The following is a 17,008-nucleotide window of genomic DNA, read 5'->3' as shown; positions in this document are numbered from 1 at the left end:
AATGGAAACAGTTGCCGTGATAGTGGGATCGGAGGTAAATACACCTGAGGAACGCGAAAAGAAAGACGGCCACGAAAGGCCGCTTTTTGATTTTATTCTCTGTCCACTGGAGGGACGTGTATGAGGTTCGACGGCGTTAGAAGAATCGAACTCCACCTCGTTGCCGCGGAAACGCGGGTAGAAAGTTGGGACGAGAGCTATGTGGAGCTTACCTACGAGCTTCACGGAGACGATGTGAAGGTCGATGCAAATCTAAACGGCGAAACCCTGACAATCAAGGAGAAACCGAGGAGAAGGTTCTTTAACAGGCTTGGAAAGGACAGCTGGGCTGAGATAACCCTCAAGGTTCCGAGGGGAGTAACTTTGAGAGTGGACACGGTTATCGGCAAGCTTAGAGCTGAGGGAGTTCGCTTTGAAGAGGCCACCACTGTGAACGGAACGCTAATCCTTGAGGAGTGCGAGGCGGAGATGCTCAAAACCGTGAACGGCGAGATAAGGCCCCACCTTCCGGTTGCGGGCCCTCTGAAAGCCTCAACGGTGAATGGGGACATCGAGCTGACCATCGAGGAGCTTGAAGACGACATCGAGGTGAACTGCGTGAACGGAAACATGACACTCTGCCTCACGGACTTCTGCGACGCTAGAATAATCAGCAAGAAAGTGAACGGAAACGTTAGGTTCGTCGGCATCAATCCGAACGACCCGATTATTGGCACGGGCGAATTAGAGGTGAAGGTAAGCACTGTGAACGGAGACGTGAAGATCGAGCTGGTCTGATTTTCACTTTAATTCCTTAATTGAACAATTACTTGGAACCGGGGGTTAGTGATGATGCCCAACGAGTCTAAGGGTCTCAACAGGAACTTCTGGCTCTTCTCGGTCGGCCGCTTCATCTCACAGCTCGGCTGGGCGGTGCAGGAAGTCGCTTTGCCGCTCTACGTGCTCGACCAGACCCACAGTGGTGGCATGATGACACTCTTCGTTTTAGCGGACATCATCCCCTCTCTCATTATAATGCCGTTCGCGGGTGTAATAGGTGATCGCTACAACAGGAAGAAGCTCATGGTGGGCTTTGACCTCGCGAGGGGCCTCCTGCTCTTTGCGGTCATAGCGTTCAACTTCCTCGGCATCTACCAGCTACTCACAATTCAGGTCGTCATGGCGGTCATGGGGACGTTCTTTGGGGCCGCCACGAGCGCGATGTTTCCGGATCTCGTTGAGCCTGAAGAGCTGGAGAAGGCAAACTCCACGGTGAGTTCTTTCTCAATAATAGCGAGGCTCGTTGGCCCAGCCTTGGGTGGCATCATCTACGCCTTCGGCGGGATAAAGCTCGCCCTGCTCATAAACGCGGTGAGCTTCTTTGGCTCCGGACTGTTTGAAGCCCTAATACACTACGAGTGGAAGACTAGGGAGCTTGAGAGCGCCAGACAGGTCATCGGGGACATAAAGGAGGGAATAGCGTTCCTGCGCTCCAGTCACTACCTCATGGTTCTCATGTTTTTCGCCCTCTTCATGAATGCACTCGGTCAGCCCTTCGGCGCGGTTATAATGCCCTACTCCTTCAGGGAGATCCTCAAGTTTTCCAGCCAGCAGTTTGGACTGCTCGAAAGCGCCTTCATGGGCGGCATGCTCCTCGGCAACCTCCTCATAGCCGTGAAGCTGAAGAGGCCGGGCAGGCTGTTCTTCAAGGCGCTTGCATTCAACGGTGCCATGATGTTAGTCTTCATATGGGTGGTCTCGCCTTATGCAGAGCTTGCCACGACCGTTGCATTCTTTACCCTCGCCGGAGTGTCCATACTGTGGGGCTTTAGCAACGCGCTGATTAACGTTCCCCTCAACGCCAAGATACAGCGCGCTATTCCCACTGAACTCCGCAGTAGGGTTTTCTCTGCCCTTGCCCTGCTCATGAATGTATCCGCGCCTCTCGGCCTTGTGGTCGTGGGGGCTCTGATGGAGCGCTTCTCTGTCTGGCAGATAAGCGCCGTCCTTTGGATTATGATGGGGACAGTGGCACTCTACTATTACATCAAACACAGAGAGATCCTGCTTATGGAGCAAAAATACGGAGAGAGCTGAAGCAAAGAGAACTACTTGACCTCTTTCATCTTTTCTTCCCTCTTTTCTATCGCCCTTGCCATTATGAAGAGCAGATCGCTGAGCCTATTAAGGTAGACGAGGACGCTGCTTCCAAAGCCATAGTCGAGAACAAGCCGTGCAACGGCCCTCTCGGCCCTTCTTGTCACTGCCCTGCATACATCGAGCTTGGCGCTAGCGATGGTGGAGCCTGGCAGGACGAAGGCGCGGAGCTGAACTTCTTCTTCATACTTATGAATAAGTTCCTCAAGCCACTTGACTTCCTCTTTCCCGACCTTTTTGTACTTGCCCTTGCTGGCTATCTCAGCCATGAGCGAGTAAAGCTCGACCTGGATTTTTTCGAGTACCTTTGCCATCTCATCGGGAACGTAGTGCTTCGCCTCTCCAAGAAAACTGCTCAGCTCGTCTATGGTGCCGTTAGCTTCCATCATGGGCGAGTACTTCGCAATTCTGTCGCCTGTAAAGAGGCCTGTTAAACCCTTATCACCGGTTTTGGTCGTTATTGGCATGGGATCACCTCCTTAAATTTGTCCTGGCTGGTTTTATTGTTTGTGGAAGCCAATGAACACTGTCGGTGATGAAAGACACCTGTACGAGAAAGGAAAACTTATTTATACACTAATGCCTTCCTTTTTTGGGTGGTCATCATGAGGAGAGCTGGAATAATAATAGCATTGATTTTGATTCTGGGTATAGTGCCAACGTGGGCGATAAAGCCAGTGCAGGCAGCCACTTATGTTCCGCTGGTAGAGCTGAATCAGAACTTCAATAGTTATCTCTACAGTGATGTCCTTACAAGCGGAATAGTAACATACCGCGATAACAACGGCTTCTTTATCCAGAACGGAACAGGACCGTATACGGGAATTTATGTTTACACAGGATACAAATCGTATCCAAACGTAGAGCCTGGCCAGATAGTTGAGGTCTATGGCTATGCAAAGTACTACAACGGCCTCAAGGAGCTTTCAGTGAATCCCACATACGGCGAATATTATACTGTGATAGGAAGCGGGACTGTCCCAGAACCGACGGTGGTATCTACTGGTGAAGTGAACCAGGAAAAGTGGCAGGGCGTCCTTGTAAAGTTCGTGGATGCCAAGATAACAGATAGGTACGATAGAGGGTACACAAAAATATGGATTGACGACGGTAGTGGTGAGGCACTGGTATTCTTTTCAAGCAGTGCTTCTTCTGACCTCCAGCCGGGAGCCAAGTTCAAATACGTTACTGGAGTTGTCTACGTCTACTCCTATACCTACGAAATCCTCCCCATTAGCTACCAGCTCTACAATCCAGCCGTCAAAATAACCGACGTTGAATACTACGCATTCATCAAGGATGTTCCATCCAGAGTTAAAGCTACTGTCTTCAACAGTGGAACGAATCCAAGCAATGTGACTTTTGTTGTCAAATTTGATGATACCATTGTGTATTCCGAAGACTTCGACCTCCAGTCTGGGGAGACTAGGATTGTGGAGTTCTACGTAATTCCGACGAGCCTTGGAGGGCACACCCTCACGATCATCGCTGAAGAAAGTGAAAAAATCTTCACCATCGAAGTCATCCCCAACCCCAATGTTGTTGCCTACGGCATTACTCCTTACTACGAGAGACTCTACTCCAGGGAGATGAGCAACCTCACAGAACTCTACGAGAACTTCACCTACACCGTTAACAAGCTCAGGCAGTACGGTGTCGATTTTGGAGATCTTGAGCCTAAGATCCAGTGGATTAACGAAACCATGGCAGAGATACAGAGGGAATACACCATCTACGACAGCCTTAAGGGTCTTCTGATCCAGCAGAACCCCTACAGAATGGCCTACTACTTCCCGGTGATGGCTCATATCAGGAAGGCAGCACTCCTGAGCAGGGAGGTCGTGCAGGAGCTGGAGTTCGTCCTGCCGCACCTTCAGAGAGTCCTCAAGGAAGTTGAGACCATCTACCAGCCGCCAGCACCAGGAAACGAGACTAACGTGACTGAGAACCAGACCAATATCACCCCGTCCACCAACATAAGCATCACAATCACTAAAGTGCTCATTGACGCCTCGCACGGTCAATACTACAACCCGACCAAGACTGACACCAGTGGCATGCAGACCCTCATAGAAAACATCCAGAACGAACTCGGCTGGATAGTTGATATTAACACCGAGCCGATAACTTACGAGAAGCTCAAGGAGTACGACATCTTCATAATCACCAACCCCAGCCAGGACATAACCGATGAAGAAGCTCAGGCGATCCAGCAGTTTGTTGAGAACGGTGGCGGTCTCTTCATACTTGGTGAGAACTACTACAATCACGTCTACTACAAGAGCCTTAACAAAGTCGTTAGCAAGTACGGAATCGAGTTCAACAACGACGAGCTCATGGATGACGACGTCAACACTGGCCGGAAGTGGTTCCCGCTCGTAGGAATCTACAACCTCGACCACCCGGCTATGCAGTTCCTAACTGCGGACCACCAGATGTACTACAGCGGTGACACCCTCACCGTGAGCGGCAACGTTGTCTGGCTCGTCAGGGGCTATGAGACGTCCTATTCAGTGGACAAGGATGGAAACGTCATTTACGAGAAGGGATCCAAGCCAATTATAGCAGCAGCTGTCGAGGTCGGAAGCGGCAGAATCGTCGCCTACGGCTCGAGCAAGGCCATTAGTGACTCCTACTACGGCAACTATATCAACACCAACTGGCCGTTCGTCAAGGGCGTCCTTCTCTGGCTGGCCCACGAAATTTGATTTCTTTTCTTTCCTTCTGTTCTTTCTAGATTGCGAAGATGACAAGAAAAGAGGGCTTTAAATCTCCTTCGGAGGCACCAGAATTCCGAGTTCAGTTACTATTCCTCTAACGTATTTCCAGGGCGTGATGTCGAAGAGATAGTTCCTGACGCGGTAGCCCTGTCTCGCGTAGGGTCTCTCGACTATTTCAACCTCCTCGGAGTTCAGCTCAGGATGGAGTTTAAAGCTTTCTGCTGCGACGTAGAAAGGAACGCCATTGTCATGACAGGCTAGGGCAAGGAGGTACGTGCCAGCCTTGTTGATAACCGCCCCATCACGCGTAACGTTGTCGGCACCGACAAAGGCCAGGGTGGCTTTTTTGACAAAGATTCCTATCTGAGCGTCGGTGATAACCTCGAAGGGAATCTCTAGGGTCTCAAGCTCCCCGGCTAAGGCCAGCCCCTCGTAGTCCGGTGCGCTCTCCGTTAGGATTACCTTGAAGCGCTTGCCCTTCCTCTTCGCGGCCTTAAAAATCTCCAGAACAGCCGAGGAGAAGGAGTGGGTTATTATTACCTCATTCTCGTCTATCAGCTCGCTCCCAATGTTGCCGATCTCCCTCTTGGCTTCCTCGCTCAGGCGGATGAACTCCTCGGCCTTTGATATTACAAGGTCGGGATTATCCGTGATGGGTATGAATCTGGCCAGGTTGTAGAGTGAGGCCATCGTCCTGTTCACGGCAGGAATCTCTTCTCTCATCTCCTCAAGAGCTTCCCTTAGTCCATCGCCGCTTAAAAGCTCAGCGAGCTTTATATATACTTCTGCGCCTCTCTTGGCCAGGTAACTCGCGCCTCTTATGCGCTCGGCCCGCATCTCTTCGAGGATGGAGCGAATTTCCGGGGGAAGCATGGCTCACACCACAACAGCGGTTGACTCCCCTTCGGCTGGATTTGACCCGATGGAATTGCCCGTTTATCCTTATCACTCTTTCGCTACCAGCCCTCCTCGAAGCGAATGCCTCTCTCCTCCATGAAGGCCTTGGCCTTTTCTATCTCCTCTTCGCTCTCTCCGAAGATGATTATCCCAATGTATTTGCCGAAGCCCTTTGGCGAGGAGTGTATTCTGACCTCAAAGCGCTCCAGCGTCTCGATGAGGATTGGAGCCAGCTTCGACTCATCGGTTATTTCTGCCAGAAGCTTCCTCTGGATGAACTTTCTCTCCCCAAGCCTCGGAAGAACCTCCTTTTCCAGCATCGCCTTCATCTCACGCGGCATCCCGGGAAGGACGAAAATCTTAACACTCCCGTGCTCTATGAACGCCCCAGGTGCGGCTCCTTCGGTGTTCTCCAGGGGGACGGCCCCTTCCGGAAGGTAGGCCATCTTTTTCCTCCCCTCGTTCAGCTCAGGGTCATCGATGTAACCTTCCTTATAAAGGCGCCCATAGAAGGCTTTAATTCTTTCAATGCAGGGCTCACAAAGGGTTAGATTCTTCCCGAGGGCCTCGGCAACGGCAAGCATAGTCACGTCGTCGTGGGTCGGTCCCAGACCTCCAGAGATGATGAGAACCTCTGGTTTCCTATCTAGGATCTCACGGATAACCTTCTTTATCTCCTCAACGTCATCGCCGACGGTGGTTTTTCTCCTCACCCAGTAGCCCCTCTCGGTAAGCTTCTGGGCGATAAAGGCCGAGTTGCTGTCTATCGTGTTCCCCGTCAGCAGTTCGTCGCCTATGGTGAGTATCTCGGCAAACATTGTCATCACCCGAGGAGTTTTCAACGAGAAACCTTATAATTCCAGCGGGATGGAATTTTCATCTTCATGTCAAAAAGGCGTTCACTAACGCCACTTTTCACCACGAGTGAAAACAAGGCTTAAGTATTTCACAGCCATAAAATTCTTGGTGGTATCATGAAGGTTAAGGTGGGAATTAACGGCTACGGAACCATAGGAAAGCGCGTCGCTTACGCGGTCACTAGGCAGGACGATATGAAGCTGATCGGAGTTACAAAGACAAAGCCAGATTTTGAGGCTTACCGGGCTAAGGAGCTCGGCATTCCAGTCTACGCTGCGGGTGAGGAGTTTTTGCCGAGGTTTGAGAATGCTGGCTTCGAGGTCGCTGGAACACTCAGTGACCTGCTGGAAAAGGTCGACGTCATAGTCGACGCCACCCCCGGCGGCATGGGAGCAAAGAACAAGGCAGTTTATGAAAAGGCCGGCGTCAAGGCCATCTTCCAGGGCGGCGAGAAGGCAAGCACCGCGGAAGTTTCCTTCGTAGCCCAAGCTAACTACAAGAAGGCCCTCGGCAAGGACTATGTTAGAGTCGTCTCCTGCAACACCACCGGCCTCACAAGAACCCTCAGCGCAGTTCAGGAGTACATCGACTACGTCTACGCCGTGATGATCCGTCGTGCTGCCGACCCGAACGATATCAAGCGCGGACCGATAAACGCCATAAAGCCGAGCGTTACGGTTCCGTCCCACCACGGGCCGGACGTCCAGACGGTAATCCCGATAAACATCGAGACTTCAGCTTTCGTTGTGCCAACCACAATAATGCACGTTCACAGCATAATGGTAGAGCTGAAGAAGCCGCTCGAAGCAAAGGACGTCATAGACATCTTCGAGAACACCACGCGCGTTCTGCTCTTCGAGAAGGAAAAGGGCTTCGAGAGCACGGCCCAGCTCATAGAGTTTGCAAGAGACCTTCACAGGGAGTGGAACAACCTCTACGAGATAGCCGTCTGGAAGGAGAGCATAAGCGTCCGCGGAAACAGGCTCTTCTACATCCAAGCGGTCCATCAGGAGAGCGATGTAGTACCTGAGAACATCGATGCGATAAGGGCTATGTTCGAGATGGCCGACAAGTGGGAGAGCATAAGGAAGACGAACCAGAGCCTTGGGATTTTGAAGTGAATCTCTTCAATTTATCCTTTTCTAGTTCTCCATATATGAATACCTGCCTAGGGAATAAAAAGAAAGGTTCAGACCAGTGACGCCACTGAATATATGAAAACTATGAAGAAAATCGCTCCAACAAAGTAAGCAACGCCGTGTGGAATCCTCACACACTTCGGCGGGCAGACCTTCTTCGTTTTGACGTACATCGCCACCGGCAGGATTCCCGCGTAGAGAAGGCCGCCGAATGTTCCAGCGAGCCAGAGGGCGCTGACGAAGCTCTTCAGACCGGCAAAGTATATCAGCAGGGGTGGAACCACCGTCAGGAGCCATGCACTTCTCTTGTTAAGCTTGAAGGCCTCGCGAAGGTTGTCCATTTGGGCGAAGCCTATGCCGATATAGCTCGTGCTTATGGCCGCGAGCGGAAGGATAAGACCGAGCACCTTGCCTAAGCCGCCATAGTAGTCCTCGAGAGCCGATGTGGCCAGCTGAGGGGTGTTCCCTCCGAGCGCACCAACGAAGGCAAAGACGAAGAGAGCGTAGAATGCCATCGGTACAAGATAACCTATGAGGACGGCCTTTTTGGTCTTCTCCGCGCTTTCGAGCCCCTTGTACATCTCGGGAACAACCATGTGACTTACGTAGGCAAAGATGGCGACACCTATCCCGGAGACCAGGACGGAGGTATCTACCGTTGCCATATTCTCAACGTTCACCCTCGGCAGCATCAAAGCCACTGCAACTGCCAGCGCACCAAGCAGGAGGAAGTTGAGCATCAGCTCTGCCTCGCCCGATGCTTTGAGGCCCATGAGTACGATTCCGCTCATAATCATCCAGAAAAATATAGCGCATATGGATCTGTTAATTCCAAGCAGAGAGGATAGTATGTCACCGCTTCCAGCGATGTAGGCTATGAGAGCTCCATAGCTGAGAACGGATATGCTCGCGAGCATCAGCCAGCCGCCCGCCTTCCCAAGCGTCTCGCGCGCAAGTGAAGTAAGCGTTCCTCCCCTCTGGACGGCCAGCTCAAGCACGAAAAGGGCTGTGAGGAGTGTGAGAATGCCAACGGCGACGATAATTGCTATTCCGGCAAAGCCCGCATTCTTAAGCGCGTACGGCAAGCCCAGAACACCCGCCCCTATTTGAGTCCCAATGAGTATAGCACTTGCCTCTGCCAGCGTGAGCTTCTTCATGACCATCACCGAGAGATGAAGAAAGGTTCATGAATTTAAGCGTTGCTCTGAAAAAAGGTGTTCGTCACCGATACCAGAAAAAGAGTAGAGAACAGACTTGGACGTTAGAGTCCAAGTTTTTTAAGGACTTCTTTGCTGGAAAAACCCTTAACCAGGAGATCTTTCTCACGAGAAGTTTCGCCCCGAATTATTTCGACCTCAGCCCCAAGCATCTTGGAGAAGAACTTGACTACTTCTTTATTCGCCTTTCCTTCCACTGGTGGGGCTTTGATTTTGACTTTAAGCCTACCGCGCCACTCATCAACGCCTTCAATCTCGTTCTTCTTCGCCTTTGGCTGGACATAAAGCAGGATTACAGCGCCGTCCTTGGTTTCCCTGATGAACTTCATTCCCGACCCTCCAGCCTGTACTCCCAGACTATTTTCGGTGGAAACTCACCACGCTTAAGCTTTTCGAGTATCTCCCTCGCGATGCGGTAGGCGAAGTCGAAGGTCTCCCTGTCAATCAGGCCGTAGTTGAGGGCCATCTCAAGCTCGTCCTCGTCGAGAAGAAAGGCCTCGCCGCCGGGAAAGACAAAGATGTCGAGAAACAGGTCAAGCATTTCTATCGTGTTCCCTTCGCGCTTCGTGTAGGCCAGAACGTCGATGTAGAGGCCTTTGAACTTACCGTTTTCGTCGTAGACTTTCAGGATGTCGTAGTTCTCACCAACGAAGGCGAAGTAGACCATCGTGTAGCCGTTCTTGATGACCTCAACGCCGTTCACCCTGAGGGGTGCCAGCATTCCTGTAAACTCGGACTTGGCAACTATCACATCGCCAATGTCAGCAACTACCTCATCGTATCGCTCCAGCACGCGGTTTGGAAGGCGATGGTAGATGAGGTGGATTTTCATGAGAGACACCAGAAAGGGTATTAGAGAAAAGAAGAACTCACTCCCCAAAAATCAGTTCTCTCAGCTTCTCCGGGAGCTCATCTATCTTCACCCTGACCTGCTCCCTCGTATCGCGGTCCCTGATCGTTACCGTGCCATCCTCGGGTGTCTGGTTGTCTATCGTGACGCAGTAGGGCGTTCCAATCTCGTCGTACCTGATGTAGCGCCTCCCTATCGTGTCCTTCTCGTCGTACACCGCTATGAAGCCTGTCTTCTGGAGCTTTCTAAACACCTCGTAGGCTATACTCTTGAGCGGTTCCTTCGCAACGAGCGGAAGGACGGCAACCTCAATCGGTGCCATGTCCTTCTTGAGCCTGAGGTATGTCCTATCCTCCTCTATGACGAGAGAGTTCTCGAGGAGCAGGTAGAACGGCCTGTCGATACCAAAGCTTGGCTCGAGGACGTGGGGCACTATCTTCTCGCCCGTTATCTTCTCCTCGACTTCTTTGATTATGAAGTCGTCCTTCTCAAGCTCGTAGCCATCTATGATGGCTTTACCAGTCTCATTGAGGCTCTTGACTATCTTTTCGAGCTCCTCTTGGCTCATCGCCTTGAGCTTCTCGTTTATCCTCTTGGCGTCGCCCTTGAGCTTCGGTCCGACACGCTTCATGTTGAGGCTGACAACCAGGCGTTTGACTATCTTCGGTTCGTCATAATGGATGAGGACGGTTAAATCTGCCCCGCTCATCTTCATGTGCTTGCTGAGGTCATAATCTCCACGGTATGCTATGCCGACGCACTCCACCCACCCAAAGCGCTCGCTGTGTATCTCAACATCCCATGTGTCGCTGGAGTAGTGGGCCCTCTCCTCGGGCAACTGCTGGCGGAAGCGTATGGCACTCTCGGGAATGCCAATGTCAAGGAGAACACGCTTGACCATGACCATATAGTAGGCGAAGAAGGTGTTCATGATGTAGCCTCTCTTTACTGCCTCTTCTGCGGTTATCTCAATCTCACCGAGATCCTTGAGCTGGTTCTCTATTGGGTAGAGCCTCAGAACCTCGTCCTTGACCTCGTCGAAGTGCGGATGTTCAGTCTCCTTCGGGTTGAAGAATATCTCCGCCTCGGCCTGCGTGAACTCCCTCAGGCGGAGCATTCCCTGTCTCGGTGAGATCTCATTACGGTAGGCCTTGCCTATCTGGAAAACGCCGAAGGGAAGTTTGTTCCTTGCGAAAGCGTTTAGGCGCCTGAAGTTCACGAAAATGCCCTGGGCCGTTTCAGGCCTCAGATAACCCTTCTGGTCACCGTAGGGACCGATTTTAGTCTCGAACATGAGGTTGAAGTACCAGACATCGGAAAGCTCACCGCCGCACTCGGGGCATTTTATGTCGTGCTCCCTTATGAGCCGGGTCAAATGGTCGGCACTCATACCCTCGGTGTCTATGCCGAGGGCCTCCTCAACGAGGTGGTCGGCCCTAAACCTGGCGCCGCACTTCCTACACTCAACAAGCGGGTCAACGAACTTGTCAACGTGGCCGCTCGCTATGAAGACCTTTTCGGGAGTTATGTCCGGGGTTTCAAGCTCGAAGAAACCTTCCCTCTGGAAGGCTTCCCTTATCTTCTGCTCTATCTTGCGCTTTATTGTAGCCCCCAGAGGACCGTAATCGTAAAAACCTCTCGTACCACCGTAGATTTCAAAGCTACCCCAGGCAAAGCCTCTCCTTCTCATGAGGTCCTGAAGAATCTCGTACTTATCCGCCATACTCACCACCTGAAACTCAAGTAAGGGATTTTCATAAAAACCTTTTGGGCGTTCGTTCGTCTAATCGTCAAGATAGGGAGAGGGAAAGAGTTATAAACCGATTGCCTCGTTATGGCTATGAGCTTTGATTATTTGGGAGGTGCGTGAAAATGGCGGAAAGACCACTCGACGTTATCCACAGGTCCCTCGATAAGGACGTGCTCGTCATCCTGAAGAAGGGGTTCGAGTTCAGGGGCAAGCTCATCGGTTACGACATTCACCTGAACATCGTCCTCGCCGGTGCCGAGATGATCCAGGACGGCGAGGTCGTTAAGAAGTACGGTAAAATCGTTATCAGGGGAGACAACGTCCTGGCGATTTCCCCGGTTGATGTTGGTGTCGAGTGAGCTTAGAGTTTAGCGGGGTGATACCATGGGAAGCGGAACCGCGCCGAAGGGCAGGAGGAACCATACTCCCACTCACATCAAGTGCCGCAGATGCGGTAAGAGGTCATACAACATAAAGAAGGGCTACTGCGCCTCGTGCGGCTTTGGCAGGAGCAGGCGCATGAGGAAGTACAGCTGGTCCCACAAGTGGAAGAAGAAGAGGAACCTCCTCTGAACTTTTTCTCTTTCCTTTAGTTTGGTCTCTTCTCGGCGCTTATGACGAATCACAACCATAAACCACAACCCTTTTAAGTTCCTATATTGGTTTTATCGTTTAGAGGGACGTCTTAATGCTGCACCTCAATGAGGATCAGCGAAGGCTATGGAAGCTTGCCTGGCCGGCCATCATGGGCAACATATCCCAGACCCTCCTCAACTTAGTTGACATGATGATGGTCGGCCAGCTCGGGGCGCTTGCCCTGGCCGCAGTTGGCCTCGGTGGGCAGGTCAGCTGGTTCATGATGCCGATTATGGCAGCTGTTGCGACAGGAACTCTTGCCCTTGTAGCGCGTTTCGTTGGGGCAAGGGACGCAGAGAACGCGACTTTAGCTCTGGAGCAGAGCATTTACCTGTCTTTTCTCCTTGGAATTCCCGTGATGCTCTTCGGCTGGTTCTTCGGCGATGACATACTCAGGATAATGGGCGCGAGCGATAATGTCGTTGAGCTCGGCTACGAGTACATAAAGGTGCTCTTTGCCTTCTACCCCATAAGGTTCGCGGGATTCACGGCATTTTCGGCTCTGAGGGGCGCTGGCGACACAAAAACGCCTATGAAGCTCGGAATACTCATGAACATTGTCAACGCGGTCCTCGATTACCTGCTCATCTTCGGAGAGTTCGGCTTTCCAAAGCTCGGTCCGGTCGGAGCGGCGTGGGCTTCCGGAATTGGCATAACGACGTCTTTCCTCATCGGGCTCTACCTCCTCTGGAGCGGAAAGCTGGTGCTCCGGTTCAGGCCGAGCTGGTCGTTCCATGTAGACATGGCAAGGAGAATCCTCCGCATAGGCATCCCCACGATGGTGGAGCGCGGCCTATTCAGCTTCTACAACTTCCTCTACATGAGCATAGTGACGCGCTTTGGAACCATCGCTTTGGCCGCACACCAGGTCGGCCTTAGGGTGGAGAGCATAGCCTACATGCCGGCCTTTGGCTTCAACGTGGCCACGGCCGCTTTAGTTGGCCAGAGTCTCGGTGAAGGAAAACTGGATAAAGCTGAAAAGACCGTCTACGAGGCAATTAAGATGGTCAGCCTCTTCATGACGACGATGGCTGTAATCCTCATAGTCTTCCCGCGCTATCTGGTTATGCCCTTCATAAGCACGAGCGACCCGAACTACGAGGAAGTCCTCCGCCTCGCGGCAATATATCTAATAATCGTCGGTATAAGCGAGATACCCCTTGGCTGGCTCTTCGTCCTCGGAGGTGCCCTGAGGGGAGCGGGCGACACTAGGAGTCCTATGTACATAACCGCGGTGAGCAAGCTGCTCTTCAGGATAGTCCCAGCCTATCTGCTCGGTTTTGGCTTCACAATAGGTTCGTTCCACTTTGAAGGCCTCGGCGTTATAGCGGCGTGGATAGCCATGAGCCTTGAGACCTTCACAACAGCGGCACTCTTCTGGTTGGTATTCAAACGCGGAAAGTGGAAGTACGTGAAGGTGTGATTGCCTGAGAAAATCCAAAGAGAAGGGAGTTTAAAGTGCCGAAACGTGGAACACTGCCTCCATCAGCCTTCCGAAGAGGTAGCTCAGGAACGCTGCACCGAGACCCGTTGCAACCATCTCGGCGACCTTCTTCCTTATCGAGATTCCTGATAGGAGCGATATGAGGGTTGCCACTATCGCCAGGGCAGAACCGGCCAGGAGTATTGAGAACGGCAGAGCCGTTAGGGAGCTTGAAGCGAGGAAGTACGGCGTGACCGGGAATGCAACGCCTAACAGATAGGAGATCCCAGTGTAGAGCGCCGCCCTTATCTCGTTTTCCTCTGCCTCTGGAATGAGAAGCTTCATGATGGCCTCGCTGTTGTTAGCGAGTTCCTTGGCAACTTCTTTGGCAACTTCCTCGGGCATGCCGCCTTCGGTGAGTTTCTCAATGAGCTCTTCCATGGCCTTCTCAGGAGAAACCCGGAAGAGAACCTCCATCCTATCCCGAATTGCCTCCTTAATCTGCCTCTGGGAACGGACCGAGACAAAGGTTCCTATCGCCATCGAGAGCGCCCCAGCAACGCCGACGATGAGACCACTTATTCCGACGAGCTGGGGATTGTTGGGGTAGACCGCGGAGAGACCTGTTACAGCACCAAGGATCTCAACGAGACCATCGTTCATGCCAAGAACTAAGTCGCGCGTGTTCTCGACGTGGAAGCGCTGCTTGCTCTCATAGAAGAACTTCTCGTGCTCCAGCTCGTCGAGAATGACCTCTTTTATTTGCTCCATCTCTTCGGGAGTAAAGCGGTCAGCGTAAGTCGTGAGGTACCTGAAGTACTTCTGAATTGCACTGTTCTCGCCCATCTCAAGGAGGGAAGCGACCGAGCCAGGACCGAGTATCTTCCGGAGCAGCTTGACGCTCCAGATGGTGGGCCTCTTAATGCTTGGCTTTGGGACTTCTCCGCCGTGCTGTATTATGAAGTCATACCAGAACTTAGCGTGCTTTGATTCTATGTTCGAGAGCCTGAGAAACTCCTTCCTTATTTCGTCGTCCTTCTCTATCTTTGCCAGCTGGGCGTAGAGAACCGAGTCTGCATACTCGTCCTTGTAGAACTCCTTCGCGAGTTTAAGCATCTCGTCCATTTGCCCACCTCCGTAAGAAATCCGAAGAAAGGTTAAAATGCCTATCGGAAGGTTGAGGAATTCCGATCGTTCTTCAATATGAAATCACTGGAGTTCCCTCAGCGCCTCAAGCACCTCTTCAAATGGTGCGTCCGTTTTAAGGGCCGTTGGCGAGAAGTGCGTCCTCGTTGCCTTGTAGCCCTTCTCGTAGAGTATCTCGATGACTCCAGCGAGCTTCCTAACCTCAAGCCCGTGCCTCCTCGCTACCGCGTGGGTGTCGTAGAAAAACGGGACGTCAAGCTCGTCTTTTAGGAGTTCCAAGAATTTCTGTGTTTTTTTACTTCCGAGTGGATGTTCAGCACTCAGCCTATGAAGCTCCTCGACGAACTCCTGGTTCTTCAGCGGGCCAAGCCACAGCGGCCCATGGGCGGTGGCTTTCGATGGGAGGAAGGCGTTTTCAAACTCGAACTTTCCGCTCTCGTCTTGGTAAAGGTAGCCAAGCTGTTTCATGCTTTTATCTGCTGTCTTTGCTCCGTTCCTCAGCTGGAGGAAGGCCCTGAAGTAGTGGTCACGGTAGTAGGCCAGAAGAACCTCAACGCCGAGGTCGTATTTGGCAGCGTACCTGACGAGGGTCCCAATGAGGATCCTAAGGCCTGCCTCATGGCAGAGCTCGCCCCTTATGGGCTCTGCAAGGTATTTGCGCAGGCAAGCGTTCCTGTAGGCTCCGCAGAGGACTCCAGTGTCGGTCGCAGTGATAGCCAAAACGCCGCGCCTTTTTACGGCTCTAAGGGCCGAATCAAGGAACTCCATCGGCGAGCCGAATGGGTCCAAGTCAACGAAGTCGAAGTATCTAAACTGCTCGTTCATCAGTCTGTTAGCGTCGGCGTTGGTTACAACCAACGTTTTTTCCCCCTCGAGAATGGCCATCTTCCCTTCGATTTTGAGCTCTCCGGAGAAGTTCAGCTTCACGTTATCGACTATAAGTCTGAACGCATTGGGATTTATGTCGTTGAGCCATATCTCCCCAGCAGGGGTTTCGAGGGCGTAGCGGATACCTCTTATCCCTGTCGCAGAGAGCGCATCAAGAACGCGCCTGGAGCCGAGAACCTTCAGAGCAAGAACGCTTATGTCTCTGTTCAGAGCCATAAGGGGATTGTAGAAGACCGGCGCATCGTAAATTCTCTCGGCCTTTGGAACCAGAATCCTCGCGAGACCTTCCCTCACTTCCTTTAGCTCCATAATCTCACCAGAGAAAGAAAAGGTTGGGGGGTTTAAAGGATTTCGACGTAGTCGCCGAGGGCCTGCCCGGGAAGGCCTGGCTTGAAGTAGGCCTTGACCTCACCGCGGTTGCCGTGAGGTTTGAGAATCTTTCCGACCATCTTCTTTCCGGTCGGCGTCCTCCAGACGACCTTCCTGCCGATGAGCCTGGCAGCCTGCTCCCTTCCGTCAACGCCGAGCGGCTTGAGAATCATGTGGTGGTTGTCCTGGTGTTCATGGGTACCGGCGTAGGCAAGGACGATGGCCTTTCCACGTGGCATCGCCCTCACCTCCACCGAAGGGGGTTCACTGGAGGGAACTTTTAAGCTTTATCCCTCAAACCCGGCGAGCCCATCATCTATATCAAGGATCTCCCTAATGTCCTTGATTTTGAGGAAGTTCTGCCTCTCGAAGAGCAGAGCCACGTCGCTCTTGTAGGGAGAGGCCTTCTGGACGAGGAGTGTGTTATCATCGAGGATGTAGGTGAACCTTCCCGGGCTGTCATCAACCCACACGAATGGCTCATCGGGATAGAGCGCCCTGAGGGTCTCGAACTTCTGGAGCATGTCCTTCGTGCCCTTAAATGTTATAACCTCATCGAACTCGTCGTACCAGTTCGTCTTCTTCATGAAGATGACCTTTCCGCCTGGATAAGTGTGCTCGCCAGAGAAGCTTATAACGCGCCTTCCGCGCTTTCTCAGCGTTCTGATTACCTCCTTCGCGAAGGGGAAGTCCTTAATGTACTTCGGCATCAGCTTGTAGTACTCGTGTATCGTTCCTTGGGCCACCAGCTCGTGGATGACGCCGAGGTACTGGTAGGTCAGCTTGCCCTTGATGAAAAGGAAAAGTGCCTTGTAGTACTCGTCATAGAGGTCGCTCTCTATCACGGCGGGAATGGTTTTCTCTATGGCTATCGTGAGGGCCTTCTCAACGGCACCCGTGCTGTCAACGAGCGTCCCATCAAAGTCAAAGAGGTAGACTACCATGATTGAGGGTATCACCTGCGGAGTTATAACGCTTT

19 protein-coding genes are annotated in these 17,008 nt (G+C 52.2%); 8 read left to right on the top strand and 11 right to left on the bottom strand.

Annotated elements, in window-relative coordinates:
- The first annotated feature begins 1 nt into the window (after position 1).
- The 3 genes from E3E32_RS10170 to E3E32_RS02860 are packed head-to-tail and all read left to right on the top strand — an operon-like array spanning position 2 to position 2,076.
- Entirely contained in the window at positions 2–124 is a 123-nt protein-coding gene (locus E3E32_RS10170) for a hypothetical protein (RefSeq protein WP_255453202.1), read from the top strand.
- The gene (locus E3E32_RS02865; RefSeq protein ID WP_167730077.1) at positions 121–777 is read left to right on the top strand and encodes a DUF4097 domain-containing protein; all 657 of its coding nucleotides are present in this window, start codon (positions 121–123) and stop codon (positions 775–777) included. The genes E3E32_RS10170 and E3E32_RS02865 overlap by 4 nt, the downstream gene beginning before the upstream one ends.
- A gap of 51 nt (positions 778–828) precedes the next feature.
- Positions 829–2,076: an MFS transporter gene (locus tag E3E32_RS02860; RefSeq protein WP_240910555.1), complete on the top strand. Its 1,248-nt coding sequence runs from the start codon at positions 829–831 to the stop codon at positions 2,074–2,076.
- 11 nt (positions 2,077–2,087) lie between these two features.
- Here the strand turns inward: E3E32_RS02860 and E3E32_RS02855 are convergent, their stop codons facing one another.
- A complete protein-coding gene (locus tag E3E32_RS02855) occupies positions 2,088–2,603 on the bottom strand; it encodes a cob(I)yrinic acid a,c-diamide adenosyltransferase (RefSeq protein WP_167730076.1) in 516 nt (171 codons plus the stop codon).
- Between the two features lie 138 nt (positions 2,604–2,741).
- Between E3E32_RS02855 and E3E32_RS02850 the strand changes: the two genes are divergently transcribed.
- Positions 2,742–4,844, top strand: a complete 2,103-nt coding sequence (locus E3E32_RS02850) for a Gldg family protein (RefSeq protein ID WP_370456359.1) — start codon at positions 2,742–2,744, stop codon at positions 4,842–4,844.
- A gap of 57 nt (positions 4,845–4,901) precedes the next feature.
- On the opposite strand, the gene E3E32_RS02845 is transcribed toward E3E32_RS02850, so the two are convergent.
- Positions 4,902–5,729: a translation initiation factor IF-2B subunit alpha gene (locus E3E32_RS02845; protein ID WP_167730074.1), complete on the bottom strand. Its 828-nt coding sequence runs from the start codon at positions 5,727–5,729 to the stop codon at positions 4,902–4,904.
- Positions 5,730–5,812: 83 nt separating this feature from the next.
- Positions 5,813–6,571, bottom strand: a complete 759-nt coding sequence (locus E3E32_RS02840) for a molybdopterin-binding protein (RefSeq protein ID WP_167730928.1) — start codon at positions 6,569–6,571, stop codon at positions 5,813–5,815.
- 156 nt (positions 6,572–6,727) lie between these two features.
- Here E3E32_RS02840 and E3E32_RS02835 point away from each other — a divergent pair, with 156 nt between their 5' ends.
- Positions 6,728–7,732, top strand: coding sequence for a phosphorylating glyceraldehyde-3-phosphate dehydrogenase (locus tag E3E32_RS02835; protein ID WP_167730073.1), 1,005 nt, complete (start codon positions 6,728–6,730; stop codon positions 7,730–7,732).
- Positions 7,733–7,800: 68 nt separating this feature from the next.
- Here E3E32_RS02835 and E3E32_RS02830 read toward each other — a convergent pair whose 3' ends face one another.
- The 4 genes from E3E32_RS02830 to glyS all read right to left on the bottom strand — a co-directional run bounded on the left by E3E32_RS02830 (position 7,801) and on the right by glyS (position 11,540).
- Positions 7,801–8,913 (bottom strand): aromatic amino acid transport family protein, encoded by a 1,113-nt coding sequence (locus E3E32_RS02830; protein WP_240910585.1) that lies wholly within the window; start codon positions 8,911–8,913, stop codon positions 7,801–7,803.
- 98 nt (positions 8,914–9,011) lie between these two features.
- A complete protein-coding gene (locus E3E32_RS02825) occupies positions 9,012–9,296 on the bottom strand; it encodes a DUF167 domain-containing protein (RefSeq protein WP_167730072.1) in 285 nt (94 codons plus the stop codon).
- Positions 9,293–9,799, bottom strand: coding sequence for a DUF402 domain-containing protein (locus E3E32_RS02820; RefSeq protein ID WP_167730071.1), 507 nt, complete (start codon positions 9,797–9,799; stop codon positions 9,293–9,295). The genes E3E32_RS02825 and E3E32_RS02820 overlap by 4 nt, the downstream gene beginning before the upstream one ends.
- 37 nt (positions 9,800–9,836) lie before the next feature.
- A complete protein-coding gene (gene glyS / locus E3E32_RS02815) occupies positions 9,837–11,540 on the bottom strand; it encodes a glycine--tRNA ligase (protein WP_167730926.1) in 1,704 nt (567 codons plus the stop codon).
- A gap of 149 nt (positions 11,541–11,689) precedes the next feature.
- Between glyS and E3E32_RS02810 the strand changes: the two genes are divergently transcribed.
- From E3E32_RS02810 to E3E32_RS02800, 3 genes are all read left to right on the top strand, one after another.
- Positions 11,690–11,926 carry an LSm family protein gene (locus E3E32_RS02810; RefSeq protein ID WP_012571603.1) on the top strand — a complete coding sequence of 79 codons (237 nt, stop codon included), beginning with the start codon at positions 11,690–11,692 and terminating at the stop codon, positions 11,924–11,926.
- A 25-nt stretch (positions 11,927–11,951) separates the two neighbouring features.
- Positions 11,952–12,140, top strand: coding sequence for a 50S ribosomal protein L37e (locus tag E3E32_RS02805; RefSeq protein WP_012571604.1), 189 nt, complete (start codon positions 11,952–11,954; stop codon positions 12,138–12,140).
- Between the two features lie 115 nt (positions 12,141–12,255).
- A complete protein-coding gene (locus tag E3E32_RS02800) occupies positions 12,256–13,626 on the top strand; it encodes an MATE family efflux transporter (RefSeq protein ID WP_167730070.1) in 1,371 nt (456 codons plus the stop codon).
- Positions 13,627–13,656: 30 nt separating this feature from the next.
- Here the strand turns inward: E3E32_RS02800 and E3E32_RS02795 are convergent, their stop codons facing one another.
- From E3E32_RS02795 to E3E32_RS02780, 4 genes are all read right to left on the bottom strand, one after another.
- On the bottom strand, positions 13,657–14,751 hold the full coding sequence (locus tag E3E32_RS02795; protein ID WP_167730069.1) for a VIT1/CCC1 transporter family protein: 1,095 nt from the start codon (positions 14,749–14,751) through the stop codon (positions 13,657–13,659).
- Between the two features lie 84 nt (positions 14,752–14,835).
- A complete protein-coding gene (locus E3E32_RS02790; RefSeq protein ID WP_167730068.1) occupies positions 14,836–15,969 on the bottom strand; it encodes a tRNA (guanine(10)-N(2))-dimethyltransferase in 1,134 nt (377 codons plus the stop codon).
- A gap of 32 nt (positions 15,970–16,001) precedes the next feature.
- A complete protein-coding gene (locus E3E32_RS02785) occupies positions 16,002–16,268 on the bottom strand; it encodes a 50S ribosomal protein L35ae (protein WP_012571608.1) in 267 nt (88 codons plus the stop codon).
- Between the two features lie 48 nt (positions 16,269–16,316).
- Positions 16,317–16,973, bottom strand: a complete 657-nt coding sequence (locus E3E32_RS02780; protein WP_167730067.1) for an HAD family hydrolase — start codon at positions 16,971–16,973, stop codon at positions 16,317–16,319.
- Positions 16,974–17,008: the final 35 nt, after the last annotated feature.

Source organism: Thermococcus sp. GR6 (assembly GCF_012027415.1).
In the GTDB taxonomy this organism is placed as follows: Archaea; Methanobacteriota_B; Thermococci; order Thermococcales; family Thermococcaceae; genus Thermococcus; species Thermococcus onnurineus.
This window is presented reverse-complemented; position numbering and strand designations above follow the sequence as displayed.